Source organism: Anaerolineae bacterium (assembly GCA_013178165.1).
Classification (GTDB): domain Bacteria; phylum Chloroflexota; class Anaerolineae; order Aggregatilineales; family Ch27; genus Ch27.
Window position 1 is genome coordinate 78,476 of sequence record JABLXG010000011.1, and the last position, 16,677, is coordinate 95,152.

Consider the following 16,677-nt stretch of genomic DNA (forward strand, 5'->3'; position numbering starts at 1 on the left):
GCCTGCGCCTAGCGCAGCTGCGCCTCGATAGCCGTGAACGACAGCGGCGGGACAACCAGCGACGCCGACTTGCCATCCAGAACCGGCGCTGCCACCTCGACCGCAACAACCACGTTGGGATTCTCAAAGCTATTGGCCGCCTTGGGATCGGTCCCGGCCACCCGGTATGCCTTGCTGATCCGTGCCGGCGCGCGATCCTGCCAGATCAGTTCCACCGGCAGGCTTTCCGTCTGGCTGCGGTTGACGATGAAGATGGCGTGCGTGCCTTTCTCCTCATCCCACGAAGCCGAGACATCCAGCAGCGGCATGGTCCCGAACTTCTGCGTCTCATACAGCGGCGCCTTGACGGCTACATCCAGCGCCACGCCGGAAGCCAGCCGGCTGAAGAGCAAGAACGGATAGTAGATCGACTGTTTGAGCAGCGCGTCGCGGGTGGTCAGGATCGGCGCAATGACGTTCACCACCTGGGCCAGGCAGGCGATCTTCAGGACATCGCTCTTGCGCAGGAAGACATTCATCCACTGGGCGGCGACCAATGCATCTTCGAGGTTATAGACTTCCTCGATCAGGTGTGGCGCGACTGTCCACTGGCCCTGCATGTCGCTGGGCAGGTGGGCTTTGTACCACACGTTCCATTCATCCCAGGAGAGGAACACGTCGTGCCTGGAGCGATTCTTGGCCTTGACATAACGCAGCACGCCGGAGAGCGTATCGACAAACGCCTCGAATTCGGCGCTCAGAGCCAGGTAACTGGCCGTGTCGTTGTCGTGGTTGTTGGCGTAATAGTGCAGTGAGTGATAGTCCACCTGTTCCCAGGCCAGCTCCAGTACGACCCGGTCCCATTCCGGATACGTAGGCATCCGGGAGGATGACGAGCCGCACAGCACCAGCTTGATCGAGGGATCGTGCCAGCGCATCATCTTGGCAGCTTCGCGGGCCTTTTTGCCGTAGTCTTCGGCTTCCAGGTGCCCGATCTGCCAGGGGCCGTCCATCTCGTTGCCCACACACCAGTACTTGACGCCATACGGCTCAGGATGCCCGTTGGCGGCCCGCAGGTCGGCGTACTGTGTCCCCAGCGGGGCATTGCAGTACTCGACCAGATTCGCCGCGTCCTGGATCGTGCCCGTGCCCATATTGACGGCCAGCATCGGCTCGGTATCGATCGCCCTGGCGAAGGCCATGAATTCGTCTGTGCCGAACTGGTTGGTCTCGATCGACTGCCAGGCCAGGTCGCGGCGGCGCGGGCGCTTATCCTTCGGGCCGACGCCATCCAGCCAGTTATAGCCGCTGAGGAAGTTGCCACCGGGATAGCGCATGGCCCGGAAGTTCAGTTCGCGCAGGGCCGCCAGCACGTCCCTGCGCAGCCCGCGCTCGTCAGCGTGGGGCGAATCGGGATCGTAAATCCCTTCGTAAATGGAACGCCCCATATGCTCCGCAAAGCCGCTGAACAGCAGGGGTGAAATCGGGCTGATGTTGCGGTTAGTATCCAGATAGATCTGTGCTTTTGAAGCGGACATCAGAATTCACCTCGTTTGTTAAGCGCACGCCCCGGCCCTTTGCGGTTCCCCGGTCAGGCCTGCCCGGTCGCAGGCAGGTCCGGCCCCAGCCGAAATTGCCCGCCACCATGCAGCTTCCAACCCTCCCAACCGGTTGTGCTTCCAGCCCGTGGGAATTGGCCAAGGCTTTAACTGTCCGAAGGCACCGTCCTGCGTGATCAGGCCCGCCGCCAGGTAGGGCACGGGCCAGCCGTTTACCGTCCCCCCATCCCCGTCAACGTGACGCCCTGAATGATCCGGCGCTGGAAGATTGAGTAGACGATCAGCACCGGCAGCGTCGAGAGAACCGCGCCAGCCAGGATCATCGGGCGATATTGACCGGCATACGACGACTGGATGATCGACAGGCCTACCGGCAGGGTACGCGTCTGCAGGCTGCTGGTGACGATGATGGGCCAGAACAGGTCATTGAAATGGCCAAGGAAAACGAAGATGCCCAGCGCCGTCAGCGCATTGGTGGATAGCGGCAGGATTACGTGCCAGAAGCGCCCAAAGTACCCGGCGCCATCCAGCACCGCCGCTTCTTCCAGTTCCCTGGGCACCTGCATAAAGAACTGGCGGAGCAGGAAGACGCCAAAGACATTGGCCGCGCCGGGGAAGATAAGCGCGTTGAAGGTGTCAAGCCACTTCAGGTCGCGCATCAACAGGTAGTTGGGGATCAGCGTCACCTGCCCCGGGATCATGATGGTCGCCAGCAGGAAGGCAAACAGGGGCTTGTTGCCGGGGAAATTGAGCCTGGCGAAGGCGTAAGCCGCCGGCGAGCAGATGACCAGCACAGCGATCGTGTACCCCGTCGCCGCCACGACACTGTTGCGCAACCACAGGTCCAGGCGGACATCCTGCTGGGTTAGCACCAGGCGGTAGCTTTCGATCGTTGGTTCAACCGGGATGACTCTGGGGGGCCAGCGATTGACTTCCTGATTGGTCATGAACGATTGCGAAACCGCAATGACCAATGGGAAGAGCACAAACGCCGACATCACAAACAGAAAGACATACACGCCAAAATAGCGGAAGAACGTCGAATGTCTGAGTTGCACGATGCTCATGCCCCGCCCCCTTTAGTACTCCACAGGCCGGCTGATGATCTTGAACTGGAACGTGGTGATGATAGCCATGATGATCGCGATCACTACGGCTACCGCGGCGCCATATCCCATCCGGAAAGCAACCCAGGCCTGCTGGTACAGATAGATAATCACGGTCCAGGAGGATCTCCCTGGCCCACCACCACCGGTGATGATGTACGGCTGCCCAAAAACCTGGAAATGACCGATCACCCCGGTCACTGTCACAAACAGAATCGTCGGGCGCAGCAGTGGAAGCGTGATGTAGCGGAACGATTGCCAGCCACTTGCGCCATCAATTCTGGCCGCCTCATACAGGTGCTCCGGTATCCCCTGGATGCCGGCGATGTAAATCAGCATCGGGAAACCGAAGGTCCACCAGATCGTCGTAAAGCTGAGGACAGGCAGCACCAGATTGGGTTCCCCCAGCCAGTTGATCGGACGGATACCCAGGAAACTGAGCAGGTAGTTGATCACGCCGAACTGGCCGCTCCACAGCCAGTTCCAGATCAAACCCACAGCACCAACCGACATCAGCTGAGGGATATACAGCAGCACGCGGAAGAACCCCCGGCCATGGATGGGCCGGGTCACCGCCAGCGCCGCCGCCAGCCCGACCAACGATGTTCCGACCACGGTCATGGCAGTGAAATAGAGCGTATGGACGACCGAATCCCACCAGATCGGATCATCGAACAATTCAAGGTAGTTCTGAATGCCAATGTAGGGCCGGGTGGGGCGCAGGAGCCGCCAGTCATAGAAACTCATTTCAACAGAAGCAATCGTGGCGCGGACGAAGAAGATGGCGAAGAAGATCAAGAACGGCGCCAGGAAGGTATACGCAGCGATGGCTTCACGGGTCTTCAGGCTGACAGGCAAAGTAAATTGCCTGGACCCGGTAAGCCGCTCCATGATGGCAGACATGGGCTTACCTGTCCTCCACTCACATGCCTCGAAAAGTTCGTTTGCTCTATCTCCTGGAGAACAGGAAGACAGAGAGCAGTGCGGATTTTCAAGAACACCTACTCGCAGAACTGGCTCACGAGTAGCGTGGGGCGGATCAGTGATCCGCCCCACCTGATTTGACCTGAATTACGACGTTAGCCAGCGCGATCCAGCGCTTCCTGCATCAGCGCCGCGGCATCGTTCAGAGCCTGATCGAGCGGCTTGATGTCGTTGAGCGCTTCCTGCAGGCCGGCGTCAAGCAGGCTGAGCAGTTCCTGGGTCACCGTCGTACGCGGGTCCTGAATACCGTATTCGGAGAAGGTCTTGCCCAGCAGGATGTTGGACGGATAGTTCTCCGGATCGAGGGCTGCCTGGGCCGACAGGCGAGCGGGCACCTGGCCGGAAGCCGCCCAGTCCACCTGATGCTCGCTGACCCAGCGGATCATGCGCAGCACGGCGTCAAGCTTGACAGGATCTTCCAGACCGGCGGGGACCATGAAGGTGTGGATACCGAACCAGGTCGCCTTGTTGGGGCCCCACTGCCAGTTGGGCCAGGCCATGCTGTTGATGTCGGTCTGCAGCAGGGACTGATTGCGGTACCAGGTACCGGTGGGCAGCACGGCCACCGTGCCAGCGCCGAAGCCCTGCCAGGTGTCGAAGCCAGCCGGAGGCGGCGAGACATGATACTTGTAGACCAGGTCGTAGGTCTGTTGCAGCGCCTTCATACCGGCTTCAGAGTTGACGGTGATGGTCTTGCCATCTTCGCTGAGGAACGACCCACCATGCTGGTAGAGCGCGGCCAGGAAGTTCACATTGGGCCATTCGCCCACCGTGTAACCCCACTGCACCACGTTCTCGGGGTCGAAATCGGGCGACAGGGCGTTGTTGCCGTTGGCATCCAGCGTGAGCTTCTGGAACAGTTCCACCCAGCCTTCATAGGTGGTCGGCGCCTGGGTGTAGTCGGTCGAGATGCCAGCAGCCTCGAACATGTCGATGTTGATCCACAGGCCACGGCCATGGTTGTCCAGCGGGATGCCATAGATCTTGCCGTCCCACATCAGACCGGACATCGTGGTCGCTGAGAGATCATCATCGGGGAGCCAGCCGCCGCCGGAGGTGTACTGATCACCCAGGTCACGGAGCACACCATAGCTGGCGTACTGCGGAATCTCCGACGCATGCAGCAGGAAGACTTCCGGATACGTGCCGGCCACAAACGCCGTCTGGAGCTTCTGATAGAGCGTGTTCCAGGCGATCATTTCAACCGTGACGGAGATGTCCGGGTTCTCTTCGGCGAACTTGCCCAGCATTTCGATCAGGGTCACGCCATCGGAACCGGTCAGACCGTTCCAGAAGCTAATGTGCGTAGCACCGGTACCAACCGTTGGCGGCGTGGCCGTCGGCTGTTCCTGGGCCTGCACAGTGCCCATCGACATGGACACCATGAGCATGACGGTGACAAGCACCACAGTTCCTGCGATCAAACCAAAGCGCTTCAACATCTTCTGCTCCTTGTGAAGAACACCGTCCAGATGGTTCAACGTACGAGCTTGCTCACGCAATCGACACGAAGCCATTCCATACCGAAATGACTCCTGGCTGCTCCACCTCCTTTCCGGCTTCCCGCCGGCGCACGCGCTCAGAGACAGGCATACCAAGCAGAGGCGCTCATCAGACAGGCCGATTCAAAAACCGGCCTGCTGGGGCGTTCAAGGGGAATATCGGCTACCGCTCACCACCAGGCGCCGGTTTGTAAAAAATCAACAAGTCACAGCAAGAAAATTCGAATGCATGAATTCGAATTCACGTCTAGATCAAATCACAGAATTACCAGCCTGTCAAGCAACTCAGGCAAGTTGAGCCGGGAACAAAGGCAATTGTCGATCCATGCATTTGTGCATTTCATACAGATGACTATAAATCGTTCAATGCTAGTACCTCCAATAACCGGCTCAGGTTAGCAAAACTTGGGGGCTTTTGCGAAATCGTATACCGTTATACAATTCAGTATGAAAGAGGTTGTGTTGCGTTGATGTCAGCAGGGTCAGCGTTCTTTGCCTGTCCTGCCGATTCCGGTCTCAAGCGCACTTGATCAGCTGTGCCAGGTGGAAAGAAGACCATGCCCCGCGAGAAACCCAAAACAGGCCGCCCGCCAACCATGCAGGATGTCGCCCGCCTGGCCGGTGTCTCCCAGCCGACCGTCTCCCGCGTCCTTAACCAGTCCAGAACCTCCATCCCGGTCAGCCAGGAGACCCGCGAACGGGTTCTGGCGGCGGTCAAAGAACTGGGCTACCGGCCCAATACGACTGCCCGCAGCCTGCGCACCCAGAAAACCTACATGATCGCGCTGATGATCGCCGATATCGCCAACGCCTTCTACCACCCTATCGTGCGCGGCGTCCAGGATGTTGCCCACCGCTACGACTATGATGTCCTGATTGCCAACAGCGATCACCTTTACGAGAACGAAAAGCACTTCTGCGAAGCCGTGTTACGCCGCCCGGTCGACGGCGTGATCATGACCCCGATCCATCTGACCTACGAGGATATCGACCGCTTTCTGCGGCTATCGGGCACGCCCATCGTGGCACTGGGCGACCATGTCAACCATCCCCAGGTGGACGTCGTCCACATGGATGACCGCCAGGCAACCTATGACGGGACGCGCTGGCTGATCGAGGTGCGCGGCTACCGCCGCATCGGCTGCCTGACCGTGCCCGCCGCGTTCCCACCCGGCCCGCGCCGCCTGCAGGGCTTTAACCAGGCCCTGGCGGATTGCGGCCTGCAGTATGAGCCTCAGCATCTGCTATGGGGAGATTTCACCATCGAAAGCGGGCGGCGGGCCGCCGAACAACTGATGGCCCGCAACGATCTGCCGGAAGTGCTCTTTGCCTTCAACGATCTGATGGCCATCGGCGCCATCCTGGCGTTTCAGGACGCCGGGCTGAACGTGCCGACCGACATCGCCGTGATGGGTATTGATAACATCGCCGAAGCCACCATCATCCGCCCCCGGCTCACCACCATCGCCCAGGAGCCGGAAGACATTGGCCGCAAGCTGGCCACCGCCCTCTTTGAGCGCATCGAGGGCAAGGTAGAAGGGCCACGCCGTTTCTTCGCCAGCCCGTACACCATCATTCCACGTGAATCGGCTTAAGCCACCCTGTTGGCGGCATCCGATCAGGGCTAGGCCCGGTTCCACTACCCCAGCCCGAACAGGTGGAACATCTTGGTGATGGTGAAGCGGCTACGCAGGTAGTGGCCGTACGCCAGCCCGCGTTGCACTTCATCCTCCGGCAGGCCGAGTTGCTGGCCGCTCACCGGCCCACCGACGGCGCTCAGCAGCCGGGCGATCTCGTCCGGCGGCAACACCTGTGCCGCGATCTCCTGTACCGCATCCCAGCGCTCGATCACCCGTTGCTTGAGGTCAGCAAAGGCCGCCTCCGACATCTGCAGGAAATCCCCATGCCCCCGGATAATCGTCTCAGCCAGCGGGCCGTACGCCTCCCGGATGGCGGCCAGTTCAGCCTCCGGATCGGGTCTGCTGGCCCGTTCGATCCGGGCGAAGGCTTCCTGCCGGGGGATGCTGCGGAGCCGGGCGTAGTACCCGGCGATGTGCCGGGAAGCTACCCCGACCTTCGCGCCGTGCAGGATCGCCGGGCGACCCTGCTGCAACAGCGTCATCTCCCAGTAATGCGAAGCGTGATGCTCCGAGCCGGATGCCGGGTGGGAGCGGCCAAAGTCCAGGATGCACAGACCCGACTCAATCAGGCCCTCGATCAGGGCGCGGATGCCCGCCTCATCGCGGCGGCGGATGGCCTCCACATGGCGCAGACATTCGCGGTAGGCGCGCTCGGTGCGGGCAGCGATTGTCTCATCATAGTCTTCGCCCCACAGCAACGCGCCCAGCCGCCAGTCGGCCACCGATGTGGTCTTGCCGAGCAGGTCGCCGAAGCCCGCCGCAATCAACAGCTCCGGCGCGGCCTGCAACGTCGGTAGATCAGCGAAGATGGCCTGCGGCGGCTGGGCATCCACTGTGATCTTGACTCCGCCCAGCACCAGCGGCGCACCATTGGATGTATACCCGTCCACGGAGGGCGCGGTAGGCAGCGAGAGAAAAGGATTGCGCGAACGATGGCTGACAAAACGGACGATATCCGTGATCGTACCTGAGCCGACGGCGAGGTAGGTTTGCGGCCTGGCCGGCGCCCGCACCAGGACGTTGATGCAGGTGGCCTCGTCGGCGACAACCTCCTCACCTTCCAGCAGGATCGTTGTCGGCGTGTAGCCCTGCTCACGCAGCGCCCGCTCAACGCGCTCCCCCAGCGCCGCGTAAGTGTTGCGGTCGGCGACCAGCACCAGATCTTTCAGGTTATGTTCCTGGCAGTAAGCCAGCAGTGCCGCGATCGCTTCCTTGCCCACGTAGATCGGCGCAATAACCGTCACAGTTTTTCCCTCTTCCAGTCATCACCACCCGGCGCAGCCATTACCCGGTCAAGTACTCCCGCAACAGCGGCCATAATTGCCGATACTTGGCGTAATTTTGCCCATAGCGTGTATGCATGCGCATATCCGGCTCAAACGTCCTGCCCAGGCGGATCATCGTCGCCACGCCTTCCTCAAAGGAGGTGAACGCCCCGCACCCCACCCCGGCGATGATTGCCGCGCCCAGCGCGCTGGCCTCTGTCACCTCCGGGCGGATGAAACGCTGGCCCAGGATATCGGCGCAGATTTGAATCCAGATATCGGAGCGGCTGCCGCCACCGGCCACGCGATACTCCTCGATGGCGATCCCGGTCGGCGGCAGATTGTCGATGTTTTCCTTCAGCGAATAGGCGATGCTTTCGATGATGCCTTTCAGGATATCGCCCCGCGTGGTTTCCAGCCGCAGGCCGGTGATCACGCCGCTGGAGTTGGCGATGAATTCGGGCGGCCCGGTGGTCATGAAATGTGGCAGCACCACGACGCTGCTGGGGTCAGGCGGCATCTCGTCCAGCAGAGCCGGGTAGATACTCTGATCATTTTGCAGCGCCTGCTGATGTTCGGCGGCAGCGAAAGTATTGCGGAACCACTTGACCAGCGCCCCACCCTGGTTGTAGATGAAGGCCATAAAACGCCCCGGTATGGCGTGATGTTCCGTGTTGATCCCGCGCTCGATCATAATGGCCGGGGCGCGGCGCCCGGTAAACACCGGTGCAATGCAATGGTAGGTGCCCATGCCATAGCTGGCCTGGCCGGGATTGAGCACCCCGCAGCCGACCGCGTTGGCGCACTGATCATGCGCGCCGATGGCGATCTGCACACCCGGCGGAAGACCCAGATCCGCCGCTACGCCCGGGGAGACCGTCCCCACCACCGTGTGAGATGGCACCGGACGGGCCAGTTTGTCCGCCTCCAGCCCGGCGACCGCCAGCAATTCCTCAGACCAGGCCTCCCGGTTGATGTCGAAGAAGAGCGTGCGGTTGGCCATCGAGTAATCGACGGTCGGCTCCGCCCCCAGCATAAAGGCCACAAAGCTCGTCCAGTGCAGAAAGTAGGCCGTTTGTTCGTACAGCCGGGGCTGGTGCTCCTTGATCCACATCAGTTTAGTCAGTGTAAAGTGATTGCCCAGTGTATTGCCGTTGATATAGTAAAGTCGTTCCGGGGTCAGTTGCTGGCGGAGTGCAGGCACGTATTCCTCACCGCGACAGTCAAAGTTCAGCAGCGACGGCCCCAGAATCCGTCGATCGGCGCTGACCGGCACCACCGATTCGGCCAGCGATGAGATGGACAGGGCCTCGATCGGGTCTCCGACCTCAGCCTGCCCGGCCACCTGGCGGATCGTTTCCTGTACCGCCGCCCAGACATAAGCGGAGTCCAGCTCCGCCCAGCCCGGCTCCGGATGCTGAACATCGTACTCGCGGTAGGCCGCCGCCAGCATCCGCCCATCCGGCGCAAAGAGCGCCGCCTTGCAGCCGGTTGTGCCAACATCAATCCCCAGCAGACTCATACCGCCTCCGCTGCGATCTGCCTGCGTGTGCCGCTTAACCCAAAATAGTCCCGGATCAGCCAGGTCGTCCGCTCGTAGACGGCGCCCTGCGCTGTACTGACATCCCCGCTGGCCCGCAGGGTTGCCTCATAGGCCTGTCGGATCTCCGTGCCGATATTGATCTTGGCGATGCCCCGCCGGAACGCCTCCAGCACGTACTCACGCTGCACCCCGGAACCGCCGTGCAGCACCAGCGGGATGTCCACCGCCGCTCGCAGCCGGTCAAGATGGTCGAGATTGAGGCGGGCGCTGATCTTCTTCTGATCCTTATAGACGCCCGAGATGGCCCCATGTATGCTGCCGATGGCGACCGAAAGCCAGTCACAGCCGGATTCAGCGACAAAACGCACCGCTTCATCAACCTGTGTGAAGCCCTGGCCAGATTCGAACAACTCATCATAGGGCGGCGGCGGGCCGTCCTCATGCCCCAGCACCGCGCCCAGTTCCGCCTCAACCGGGAGGCCCGCTGCATGAGCCAGAGCGGCGACTTCCCGCGTGGCAGCGATATTGTCCTCCAGACTCAGGCGGGAGCCGTCAACCATCACTGAATGGTAGCCCAGGGCGATCGCCTCGCGGATGATCCCTAGGTAGTCTACCGGTAGCCTGTCCTCATCGATGACCGGGACATGATCCAGATGCAGGCGGACGTGCTCCGGCGCCTGCCACTTTTGAAATTCGGCCATGACCGCCGCCGGGCTGCCAGCCTCGAATTTAGTCCACTCCAGGCGGGCTACTTCCACCAGGGCGAAGCAGTCCTGGTCGACAACCGCGCGGATCACCGGGGCCATCATCGGCAGATAGGGGATGTTGAAGGCAGGCACAGCGATCCCGGCCCGGTAGGCATTGCGCATGATGGCTGCCAGACTGAGCATGTTCCCTCCCCCTGCGCAGCTTGCCTGAATCACCATCCAGCACGGCTCTGACTATACCACAGGGAGCGAAAACCGTTCACCCTCCAGCTAGCTGGCCAGGCCCTTGCAGGGCACATGAACTCTACCACGAAGACGCCAAACCGCTCTTTGACAAAGAGGAGGACAAATTCTAGCAGTCAGACAACCGGGCGTAGTATAGTCAGGCCAGCAGGGAGCATCCCCCGCCAGCCCGGCCCTGCTCCCTGCGATGATCAGCCGGAGATATCCGGCCCGCCGGGCCTTCTGCCAGAGGAGTGTTCCTATGCCAGCCTATACCAACGCGGGCAAAACCATCCGACTGGGGCGCGTGTTGAATCCCCGGACCCAGCGCGCAGCGGTCGTGGCGTTTGATCACGGGTTACACCTGGGCGCGATCCCCGGTACCCTGAACCCCGGCCAGGTTCTTGAAACGCTGGCCGAAGCGGGGGCGGATGCCTTTCTGGTCAGCCCTGGCGTCGCCCGCCAGTATGCTTCCGTGTTTGCCGGGCGGGGCGCTCCCGGCCTCATCCTCCGCCTGGACTGGACCAACCGCTGGCGCGACCCGGCCATGCTGGGCAGCGACGAGGGCCGGGGTTGTCTGCTGGGCACGGCGGAGGATGCCGCCCGCCTGGGCGCCGACGCTGTGCTGGTCTACATGTTCATCGGCTACCAGGACCCCGCCGCCGAGGCCACCCAGGTTCAGGAGGTCGCTGCGGTAGCCCAGGCATGCGAGGCGCTGGGCATCGGCTGCATCATCGAGCCGATGGCCCGCGGCCTGCGCGTGGGAGATGCGATCTACAAAGCCGAGTTCATCGCCCTGGGCGCGCGGATGGCCTGCGAGATTGGCGCCGACATCCTCAAGACCGATTACAGCGGCGATGCTGAGTCCTTCCGCCAGGTAGTGGCAGCTTCTTTCCGCCCCATTCTGATCGCCGGCGGCCCCAGGACGGATACCCTGCGCCAGGCGCTGGCCATGGTCGCCGGGGCGCTGGCCGCCGGCGCAAACGGCATGTTTATTGGCCGCAATGTCTTCCAGGCGGCGGATCCGGTCCGGATGATGGGCGTCTTCCGTAGCATGATCCACGACGGGCTGAGCGTTGACGAGGCGCTGGCCCGGCTCGAGTCATAACACCGGCTGCGCATACCGCCAGGATAGACCACCATGCAACTCTATTTCGCGGCTTCGATCCGCGCCGGACGCGATCTGCAACCCGTCTACGCCGCCATCGTCGAGCATCTGCGGCGGGCCGGTCATACCGTGCTCAGCGAACACGTCGCTTCCGCCACGCTTGAGGCTGACGAGGTCGGCCAGAGCGACCGCGACATCTATATACAGGACATCGGCTGGCTGGATCAGGCTGCTGCCGTGATCGCAGAAGTGACCGTCCCCTCACTGGGAGTGGGATACGAGATCGCCTACGCGCTGCACGTCCGCGCCATCCCGGTGCTGGGCCTGTGCCGGGCCGGGACACACCTGTCGGCCATGCTCACCGGCTGCTCCCATCCACGGCTCCGGATCGCCTTCTACGACGATCTGGCTGGCGCGTTGGAGGCCATTGATCGCTTCCTAGAGGCGTGACGCCGCCGATCAGCCGCATCAGCCACAGCCGCCTGGCGGAGCCGCCGGCGGATTTTCGAGTACAATGGAAGCGTTCTTCAGCGCCACGGCGTTAGCGCCACCAGCCTGTAACAGGACGAATCCTCATGCAAGATCAAGCGCGAACCCCTCTGTGTGTGATCAACAGCGTGGCCCCCATCCGCATCTGCGATAACGGCGGCTGGACGGATACCTGGTTCGCCAAGTACGGCAAGATCTTCAACATCGGCGTCTACCCCTACGTGGAAGTGCAGATCGAAGTTTATCCCTACGACGGTCAGGATGAACGGATCATCATCTTCGCCGAGAACTACGGCGAACGCTACGTCATGAACCCGGACCTGCCCGGCTGGGACCGCCACCCCCTGCTGGAAGCCACCATCGAACTGATGCGCGTGCCGGAGAATGTGGCCCTGCAGGTCACCATCTTCTCAGAAGCCCCGGCGGGCGCTTCCACGGGCACGTCAGCAGCCGTGACGGTGGCCCTGGTGGGGGCGCTCGACCGCCTGACGCCGGGCCAGCTCAGCCCGCATGAGGTCGCCCAAATGGCCCACCGGGTGGAGACGGATATGCTCAAGCGCCAGTCGGGGATTCAGGATCAACTCTGCTCGGCGTTCGGTGGGATCAACTTCATCGAGATGCACCTTTACCCCTATGCTTCCGTCTCACCGATTGTCGTGCCCAACAGCATCTGGTGGGAACTGGAACGCCGCCTGGCCCTGATCTACCTGGGTCACACCCACGACTCTTCGCAGGTGCACGAGAAGGTCATCCGCGAACTGGAAGATGTCGGCCCGGACTGCCGCCAGCTCAACGACCTGCGGGTCACGGCGGAAAAATCGCGGGATGCCCTCTACGCCGGGGATTTCGTCGCTCTGGGCCAGGCGATGATTGAGAACACCGCCGCCCAGGAACGTCTGAACAGCGCCCTGGTCAGCGAAGACGCCAAACGGGTCATTGAGATCGCGCGGGAATATGGGGCGATCGGCTGGAAGCTCAACGGCGCCGGCGGCGAAGGGGGGTCGGTGACTCTGCTCTGCGGCCCGCAATCCCATCAGAAGCGAGCCATGATCCGCGAGATCGAGCAGGAAAACCCGCTCTTCCGCAACATCCCGATCTATCTCAGTCGCTTTGGCCTGCGCACCTGGAGGCAGGAATTCACCGACCGCTAGGCAGTCTGCGGGCAATCCAACAGCAAAGGCGGCAGGGGGCCATCCCCTTGCCGCCTTGCTTGCGCATCTTATGCGGCCAGCCACACGGATCACCCGCCGCGGGCGGCCCGCACCTGCTCCTCGATCCAGGGATAGGTACGGGCGATACCGTCCTTCAGGTAGTATCTGGCCCGCCAGCCCAGCGAGTAGATTCGCTCGTTGCTGAAGTTGCGGGATTGTACGCCGACCGGCCCTTCGACATGGCGGATGTGGATTCGCTTGCCAGCCACTTCCGCTACGGTCGCCACCAGCTCGTCCACGGTAACGTACTGCGGGCAACCGATGTTGACCGCGCCTTCCAGATCGGAATGCATCAGCAGGTAGATGCCATCGATCATGTCGTCCACATAGGTATAAGAGCGAATCGCCGTACCATCCCCCCACACCTCGATCGTGCCGCCATCTTCGGCCTCGGCGACTTTGCGGCAGATGGCAGCGGGGGCCTTTTCACGCCCGCCCCGCCATGTGCCATAGGGACCGTAGCAGTTCTGGAAGCGGGCAATGCGCACCTGGATGTCGTGGTGACGGGCGTAAGCCATCGCCATCCGTTCGGCATAGAGCTTCTCCCAGCCGTACTCGTTATCCGGATTGGCGGGGATGGCCTCAGCTTCGGTCATCTCCGGCTCGCCGGGTTTCATGTCGCGGTAGACGCAAACCGACGAGGAGAAGAAGTAGCGCGGTACACCCATCTGCGCAGCGTTATGGATCATGTGGATGTTGATCAGGGCGCTGTTGTGCATGATCTCGCATTCGGCAGTGTGGATAAAGCCCATGCCGCCCATATCCGCCGCCAGCTGGTAGACCTCGTCAAAGGTGCCATCGCCCAGCCGCAGGGCGGTCTGGCAGTTTGGCTCCTCCCGCAGGTCCAGCAACAGGAACTCGTCGGCGGTGCTGGGCATGAATTCGTGCTCCTTGATGTCCACGCCGCGCACCCAGTAGCCTTCCGCCTTGAGCTTGCGGACCAGATGCCCGCCGATAAATCCACCTGCGCCACATACCAGCGCTGTTTTGGTCATGGAACATCCCCTTTTTCAAGCCCGCCTTACCAGGCTGAACATACCGCTTACTACGAATGATTTTAGCAACACTGCCTGCTTTCCACAGCTAGCCGCCCGAAAAACACAGCAGCCGGGGAACGCTCTCCCCGGCCTGCTGCGTGTGCGCATCTGCCTATACGCGCGGATCAGCGTGGCATCTGCGGGTCAAAGGCGTCGCGGATGCCATCCCCGATGATATACAGGCACAGCACCGTGATCACGATCAACAACCCCGGCATGACCACCAGATGCGGACCTTTGGTGAAGAAGGTCTGGGCGTTGGTCAGCATATTGCCCCATGTCGCCGTGGGCGGCTTGACCCCCAGCCCCAGGAAGCTCAGACCCGATTCGACCAGAATCAGGTTGCCAATATTGATCGCCAGGGTGACGGCCACAATCGAGAACAGGTTGGGGAGCATGTGCACGAACATGATCCGCAGGTCAGATGCGCCGATCGAGCGCGCGCTGACGATGAACTCCTGCGAGCGAAGCGCGATCGTCTCACCACGCACCAGGCGCATCACCCCTGTCCAGCCGATCAACGCCAGCACCAGCACCAGCGCCTCTGCCGAGGGCGAAAGTACTGCGGCAATAATCAGCAGCAGGAACAGGGAGGGGATCGAGTCCAGCGTCGTGATCAGCCAGTTGATCAGGTCATCAACGACCCCGCCATAGTAGCCGGTCACGATGCCTAGGGTCAGCCCGATCGTCATCGTCAGAATGGCTGCGCCGAAGCCGATGCCCAGTGAGATCTGCCCGGCATGCAGCAGCCGGGACAGATGATCACGGCCCAGGTCGTCGGTGCCCAGAATATGCCCCGGCGCACCGATCCCCAGGAACTTGTTGGCAATATCGGTGCGGTTGGGGTCAACATGCAGGATATGCTGGCTGATGGTCGGAGCCAAGATGGACAGGACAGCCAGCAGGAGGATGACGGCAATGGCAATCTGCGTCAGGTAGTCGCGGCGCAGGCGGCGCATAGCTGTCGCCCACAGCGATTCGCTGACATGATGTTCCTCTTCTTCCTGCAAATTCACAGGTTTGATGGTGGTTTGTGCGGCCATAGCTTACAGCCCCTGCCTAATCAAAGCGGATGCGCGGGTCGATCCACGCATAGAGGATGTCGGAGAGCAAATAGCCCAGGATGGTGGCGATAGACGTCATGATCACGACGGCCATGACCACCGGGTAGTCCTGCTGGACAACAGCGGAGACCGCCAGGCGCCCCAGACCAGGCCAGGAGAAGATCGTCTCGGTGATGGCCGCCCCACCCAGCAGACCGGTGATCGCCGGGCCGAGGAAGGTCGCCAGCGGGATCAGGGCGTTGCGGGCAGCATGGCCGAACCAGACCTGGCGCGGGCGTAGCCCTTTAGCTTTGGCCGTGCGGATGTAGTCCTGTCCGATCACGTCGAGCATCGCCGTGCGCATATAGCGGGAGTAACCGGCGATGCCGCCAGTCGAAAGCACCAGCATGGGCAGCAGCAGGTAGTTCAGCCGGGCGTAAATTGGCGGGCAATCGCCAATCAGCGTCGGCGCGCAGCGACTACCCATCGGCAGCACACCGAGCATACTGCCGAAGATCAGGATCAGGATCAGCCCCAGCCAGAAGATCGGCACGGCATTGAAGATGACGGCCATGATCCGGGTGAAGTTGTCAAACAGGCCGCCCCGCCGGACAGCGGCGATGATGCCAATGGGCACACCGACGATCAGGCCGACCAGCAAGGAGGCCAGCCCCAGCTCCAGTGTGGCCGGGATGCGCTCCGCGATGACCTGCAGCACCGGTCGGCGGGCATAGAACGACGTGCCAAAATCGCCCCGGATGATCCCCAGCCGTGTGCCGGGCGGCTCTGGCTCGCCATCGCCATCAGCGTCTAGCGGGATCAGGAAAGAGCGGTCGGCCACGCCGTCGCCATCACTGTCCCAGCGCATCCAGTCATCCCCCAGCAGCCAGCGCAGGTACTGCACCGGCCAGGGATCGTTGACCCCCAGCCGGGCGGCCATCGCCTCACGCTCCTGCGGGGTGATCCGCTGGCCGAAAGTGAGGGCGGCCACCGGGCCGCCGGGCGCGGCAGTCATCAGCAGGTAAGAGAGGATGGTGATCCCGAACAACGTCGGAAGCGCCTGAATCAGGCGCCGAATCGTGTACTTGACCATGATTGAAGCCTCTTAGCTTCTCCTGTACAAAGAGCCGGTATGGCTTATCCTCCGATCATAACGGCAGGAACGAGCGGGAGTCAACGGAGGTATGCATCGTTTTCGGTTGAGACTCATCAGTAATTGCATGGCGGCTCAACCGAAAAAGGTGCATCTCCGGCGGCAGGGATGGGGACGCCGGAGCCAGCC

The 16,677-nt window shown here is 61.9% G+C and carries 14 protein-coding genes; 4 read left to right on the forward strand and 10 right to left on the reverse strand.

The window, feature by feature from the left end:
* Nucleotides 1–8 precede the first annotated feature (8 nt).
* The 4 genes from HPY64_09595 to HPY64_09610 form a co-directional block, all read right to left on the reverse strand.
* Nucleotides 9–1,517 carry an alpha-N-arabinofuranosidase gene (locus HPY64_09595; GenBank protein ID NPV67383.1) on the reverse strand — a complete coding sequence of 503 codons (1,509 nt, stop codon included), beginning with the start codon at nucleotides 1,515–1,517 and terminating at the stop codon, nucleotides 9–11.
* Nucleotides 1,518–1,750: 233 nt separating this feature from the next.
* Nucleotides 1,751–2,605, reverse strand: a complete 855-nt coding sequence (locus HPY64_09600; GenBank protein NPV67384.1) for a carbohydrate ABC transporter permease — start codon at nucleotides 2,603–2,605, stop codon at nucleotides 1,751–1,753.
* A 12-nt stretch (nucleotides 2,606–2,617) separates the two neighbouring features.
* On the reverse strand, nucleotides 2,618–3,502 hold the full coding sequence (locus HPY64_09605) for a sugar ABC transporter permease (GenBank protein ID NPV67385.1): 885 nt from the start codon (nucleotides 3,500–3,502) through the stop codon (nucleotides 2,618–2,620).
* 221 nt (nucleotides 3,503–3,723) lie between these two features.
* Complete coding sequence (locus HPY64_09610) at nucleotides 3,724–5,070, reverse strand: extracellular solute-binding protein (GenBank protein NPV67386.1); 1,347 nt, start codon at nucleotides 5,068–5,070, stop codon at nucleotides 3,724–3,726.
* Between the two features lie 617 nt (nucleotides 5,071–5,687).
* Here HPY64_09610 and HPY64_09615 point away from each other — a divergent pair.
* Nucleotides 5,688–6,725, forward strand: coding sequence for a LacI family DNA-binding transcriptional regulator (locus HPY64_09615; GenBank protein ID NPV67387.1), 1,038 nt, complete (start codon nucleotides 5,688–5,690; stop codon nucleotides 6,723–6,725).
* Between the two features lie 44 nt (nucleotides 6,726–6,769).
* Here the strand turns inward: HPY64_09615 and HPY64_09620 are convergent, their stop codons facing one another.
* The 3 genes from HPY64_09620 to HPY64_09630 are packed head-to-tail and all read right to left on the reverse strand — an operon-like array spanning nucleotide 6,770 to nucleotide 10,468.
* Nucleotides 6,770–8,014, reverse strand: a complete 1,245-nt coding sequence (locus HPY64_09620) for an iron-containing alcohol dehydrogenase (protein ID NPV67388.1) — start codon at nucleotides 8,012–8,014, stop codon at nucleotides 6,770–6,772.
* A gap of 40 nt (nucleotides 8,015–8,054) precedes the next feature.
* Nucleotides 8,055–9,557 (reverse strand): hypothetical protein, encoded by a 1,503-nt coding sequence (locus HPY64_09625; GenBank protein ID NPV67389.1) that lies wholly within the window; start codon nucleotides 9,555–9,557, stop codon nucleotides 8,055–8,057.
* Nucleotides 9,554–10,468: a class II fructose-bisphosphate aldolase gene (locus HPY64_09630; protein NPV67390.1), complete on the reverse strand. Its 915-nt coding sequence runs from the start codon at nucleotides 10,466–10,468 to the stop codon at nucleotides 9,554–9,556. The genes HPY64_09625 and HPY64_09630 overlap by 4 nt, the downstream gene beginning before the upstream one ends.
* A gap of 301 nt (nucleotides 10,469–10,769) precedes the next feature.
* On the opposite strand from HPY64_09630, the gene HPY64_09635 reads away from it, so the two are divergent.
* The 3 genes from HPY64_09635 to HPY64_09645 all read left to right on the forward strand — a co-directional run bounded on the left by HPY64_09635 (nucleotide 10,770) and on the right by HPY64_09645 (nucleotide 13,255).
* Complete coding sequence (locus tag HPY64_09635; GenBank protein ID NPV67391.1) at nucleotides 10,770–11,615, forward strand: hypothetical protein; 846 nt, start codon at nucleotides 10,770–10,772, stop codon at nucleotides 11,613–11,615.
* A gap of 33 nt (nucleotides 11,616–11,648) precedes the next feature.
* A complete protein-coding gene (locus HPY64_09640) occupies nucleotides 11,649–12,065 on the forward strand; it encodes a nucleoside 2-deoxyribosyltransferase (GenBank protein NPV67392.1) in 417 nt (138 codons plus the stop codon).
* Between the two features lie 125 nt (nucleotides 12,066–12,190).
* The gene (locus HPY64_09645) at nucleotides 12,191–13,255 is read left to right on the forward strand and encodes a GHMP kinase (protein NPV67393.1); all 1,065 of its coding nucleotides are present in this window, start codon (nucleotides 12,191–12,193) and stop codon (nucleotides 13,253–13,255) included.
* Between the two features lie 89 nt (nucleotides 13,256–13,344).
* Here HPY64_09645 and HPY64_09650 read toward each other — a convergent pair whose 3' ends face one another.
* The 3 genes from HPY64_09650 to HPY64_09660 all read right to left on the reverse strand — a co-directional run bounded on the left by HPY64_09650 (nucleotide 13,345) and on the right by HPY64_09660 (nucleotide 16,488).
* Entirely contained in the window at nucleotides 13,345–14,310 is a 966-nt protein-coding gene (locus HPY64_09650) for an NAD-dependent epimerase/dehydratase family protein (protein ID NPV67394.1), read from the reverse strand.
* Nucleotides 14,311–14,477: 167 nt separating this feature from the next.
* Complete coding sequence (locus HPY64_09655) at nucleotides 14,478–15,395, reverse strand: ABC transporter permease (protein ID NPV67395.1); 918 nt, start codon at nucleotides 15,393–15,395, stop codon at nucleotides 14,478–14,480.
* 16 nt (nucleotides 15,396–15,411) lie between these two features.
* Nucleotides 15,412–16,488 carry an ABC transporter permease gene (locus HPY64_09660; GenBank protein NPV67396.1) on the reverse strand — a complete coding sequence of 359 codons (1,077 nt, stop codon included), beginning with the start codon at nucleotides 16,486–16,488 and terminating at the stop codon, nucleotides 15,412–15,414.
* Nucleotides 16,489–16,677: the final 189 nt, after the last annotated feature.

Coding starts and splice junctions, on each gene's coding strand:
- HPY64_09595 (NPV67383.1), bottom strand. CDS start 1,517: ATGTCCGCTTCAAAAGCACAGATCTATCTGGATACTAACCGCAACATC.
- HPY64_09600 (NPV67384.1), bottom strand. CDS start 2,605: ATGAGCATCGTGCAACTCAGACATTCGACGTTCTTCCGCTATTTTGGC.
- HPY64_09610 (NPV67386.1), bottom strand. CDS start 5,070: ATGTTGAAGCGCTTTGGTTTGATCGCAGGAACTGTGGTGCTTGTCACC.
- HPY64_09615 (NPV67387.1), top strand. CDS start 5,688: ATGCCCCGCGAGAAACCCAAAACAGGCCGCCCGCCAACCATGCAGGAT.
- HPY64_09625 (NPV67389.1), bottom strand. CDS start 9,557: ATGAGTCTGCTGGGGATTGATGTTGGCACAACCGGCTGCAAGGCGGCG.
- HPY64_09630 (NPV67390.1), bottom strand. CDS start 10,468: ATGCTCAGTCTGGCAGCCATCATGCGCAATGCCTACCGGGCCGGGATC.
- HPY64_09635 (NPV67391.1), top strand. CDS start 10,770: ATGCCAGCCTATACCAACGCGGGCAAAACCATCCGACTGGGGCGCGTG.
- HPY64_09640 (NPV67392.1), top strand. CDS start 11,649: ATGCAACTCTATTTCGCGGCTTCGATCCGCGCCGGACGCGATCTGCAA.
- HPY64_09645 (NPV67393.1), top strand. CDS start 12,191: ATGCAAGATCAAGCGCGAACCCCTCTGTGTGTGATCAACAGCGTGGCC.
- HPY64_09650 (NPV67394.1), bottom strand. CDS start 14,310: ATGACCAAAACAGCGCTGGTATGTGGCGCAGGTGGATTTATCGGCGGG.
- HPY64_09655 (NPV67395.1), bottom strand. CDS start 15,395: ATGGCCGCACAAACCACCATCAAACCTGTGAATTTGCAGGAAGAAGAG.
- HPY64_09660 (NPV67396.1), bottom strand. CDS start 16,488: ATGGTCAAGTACACGATTCGGCGCCTGATTCAGGCGCTTCCGACGTTG.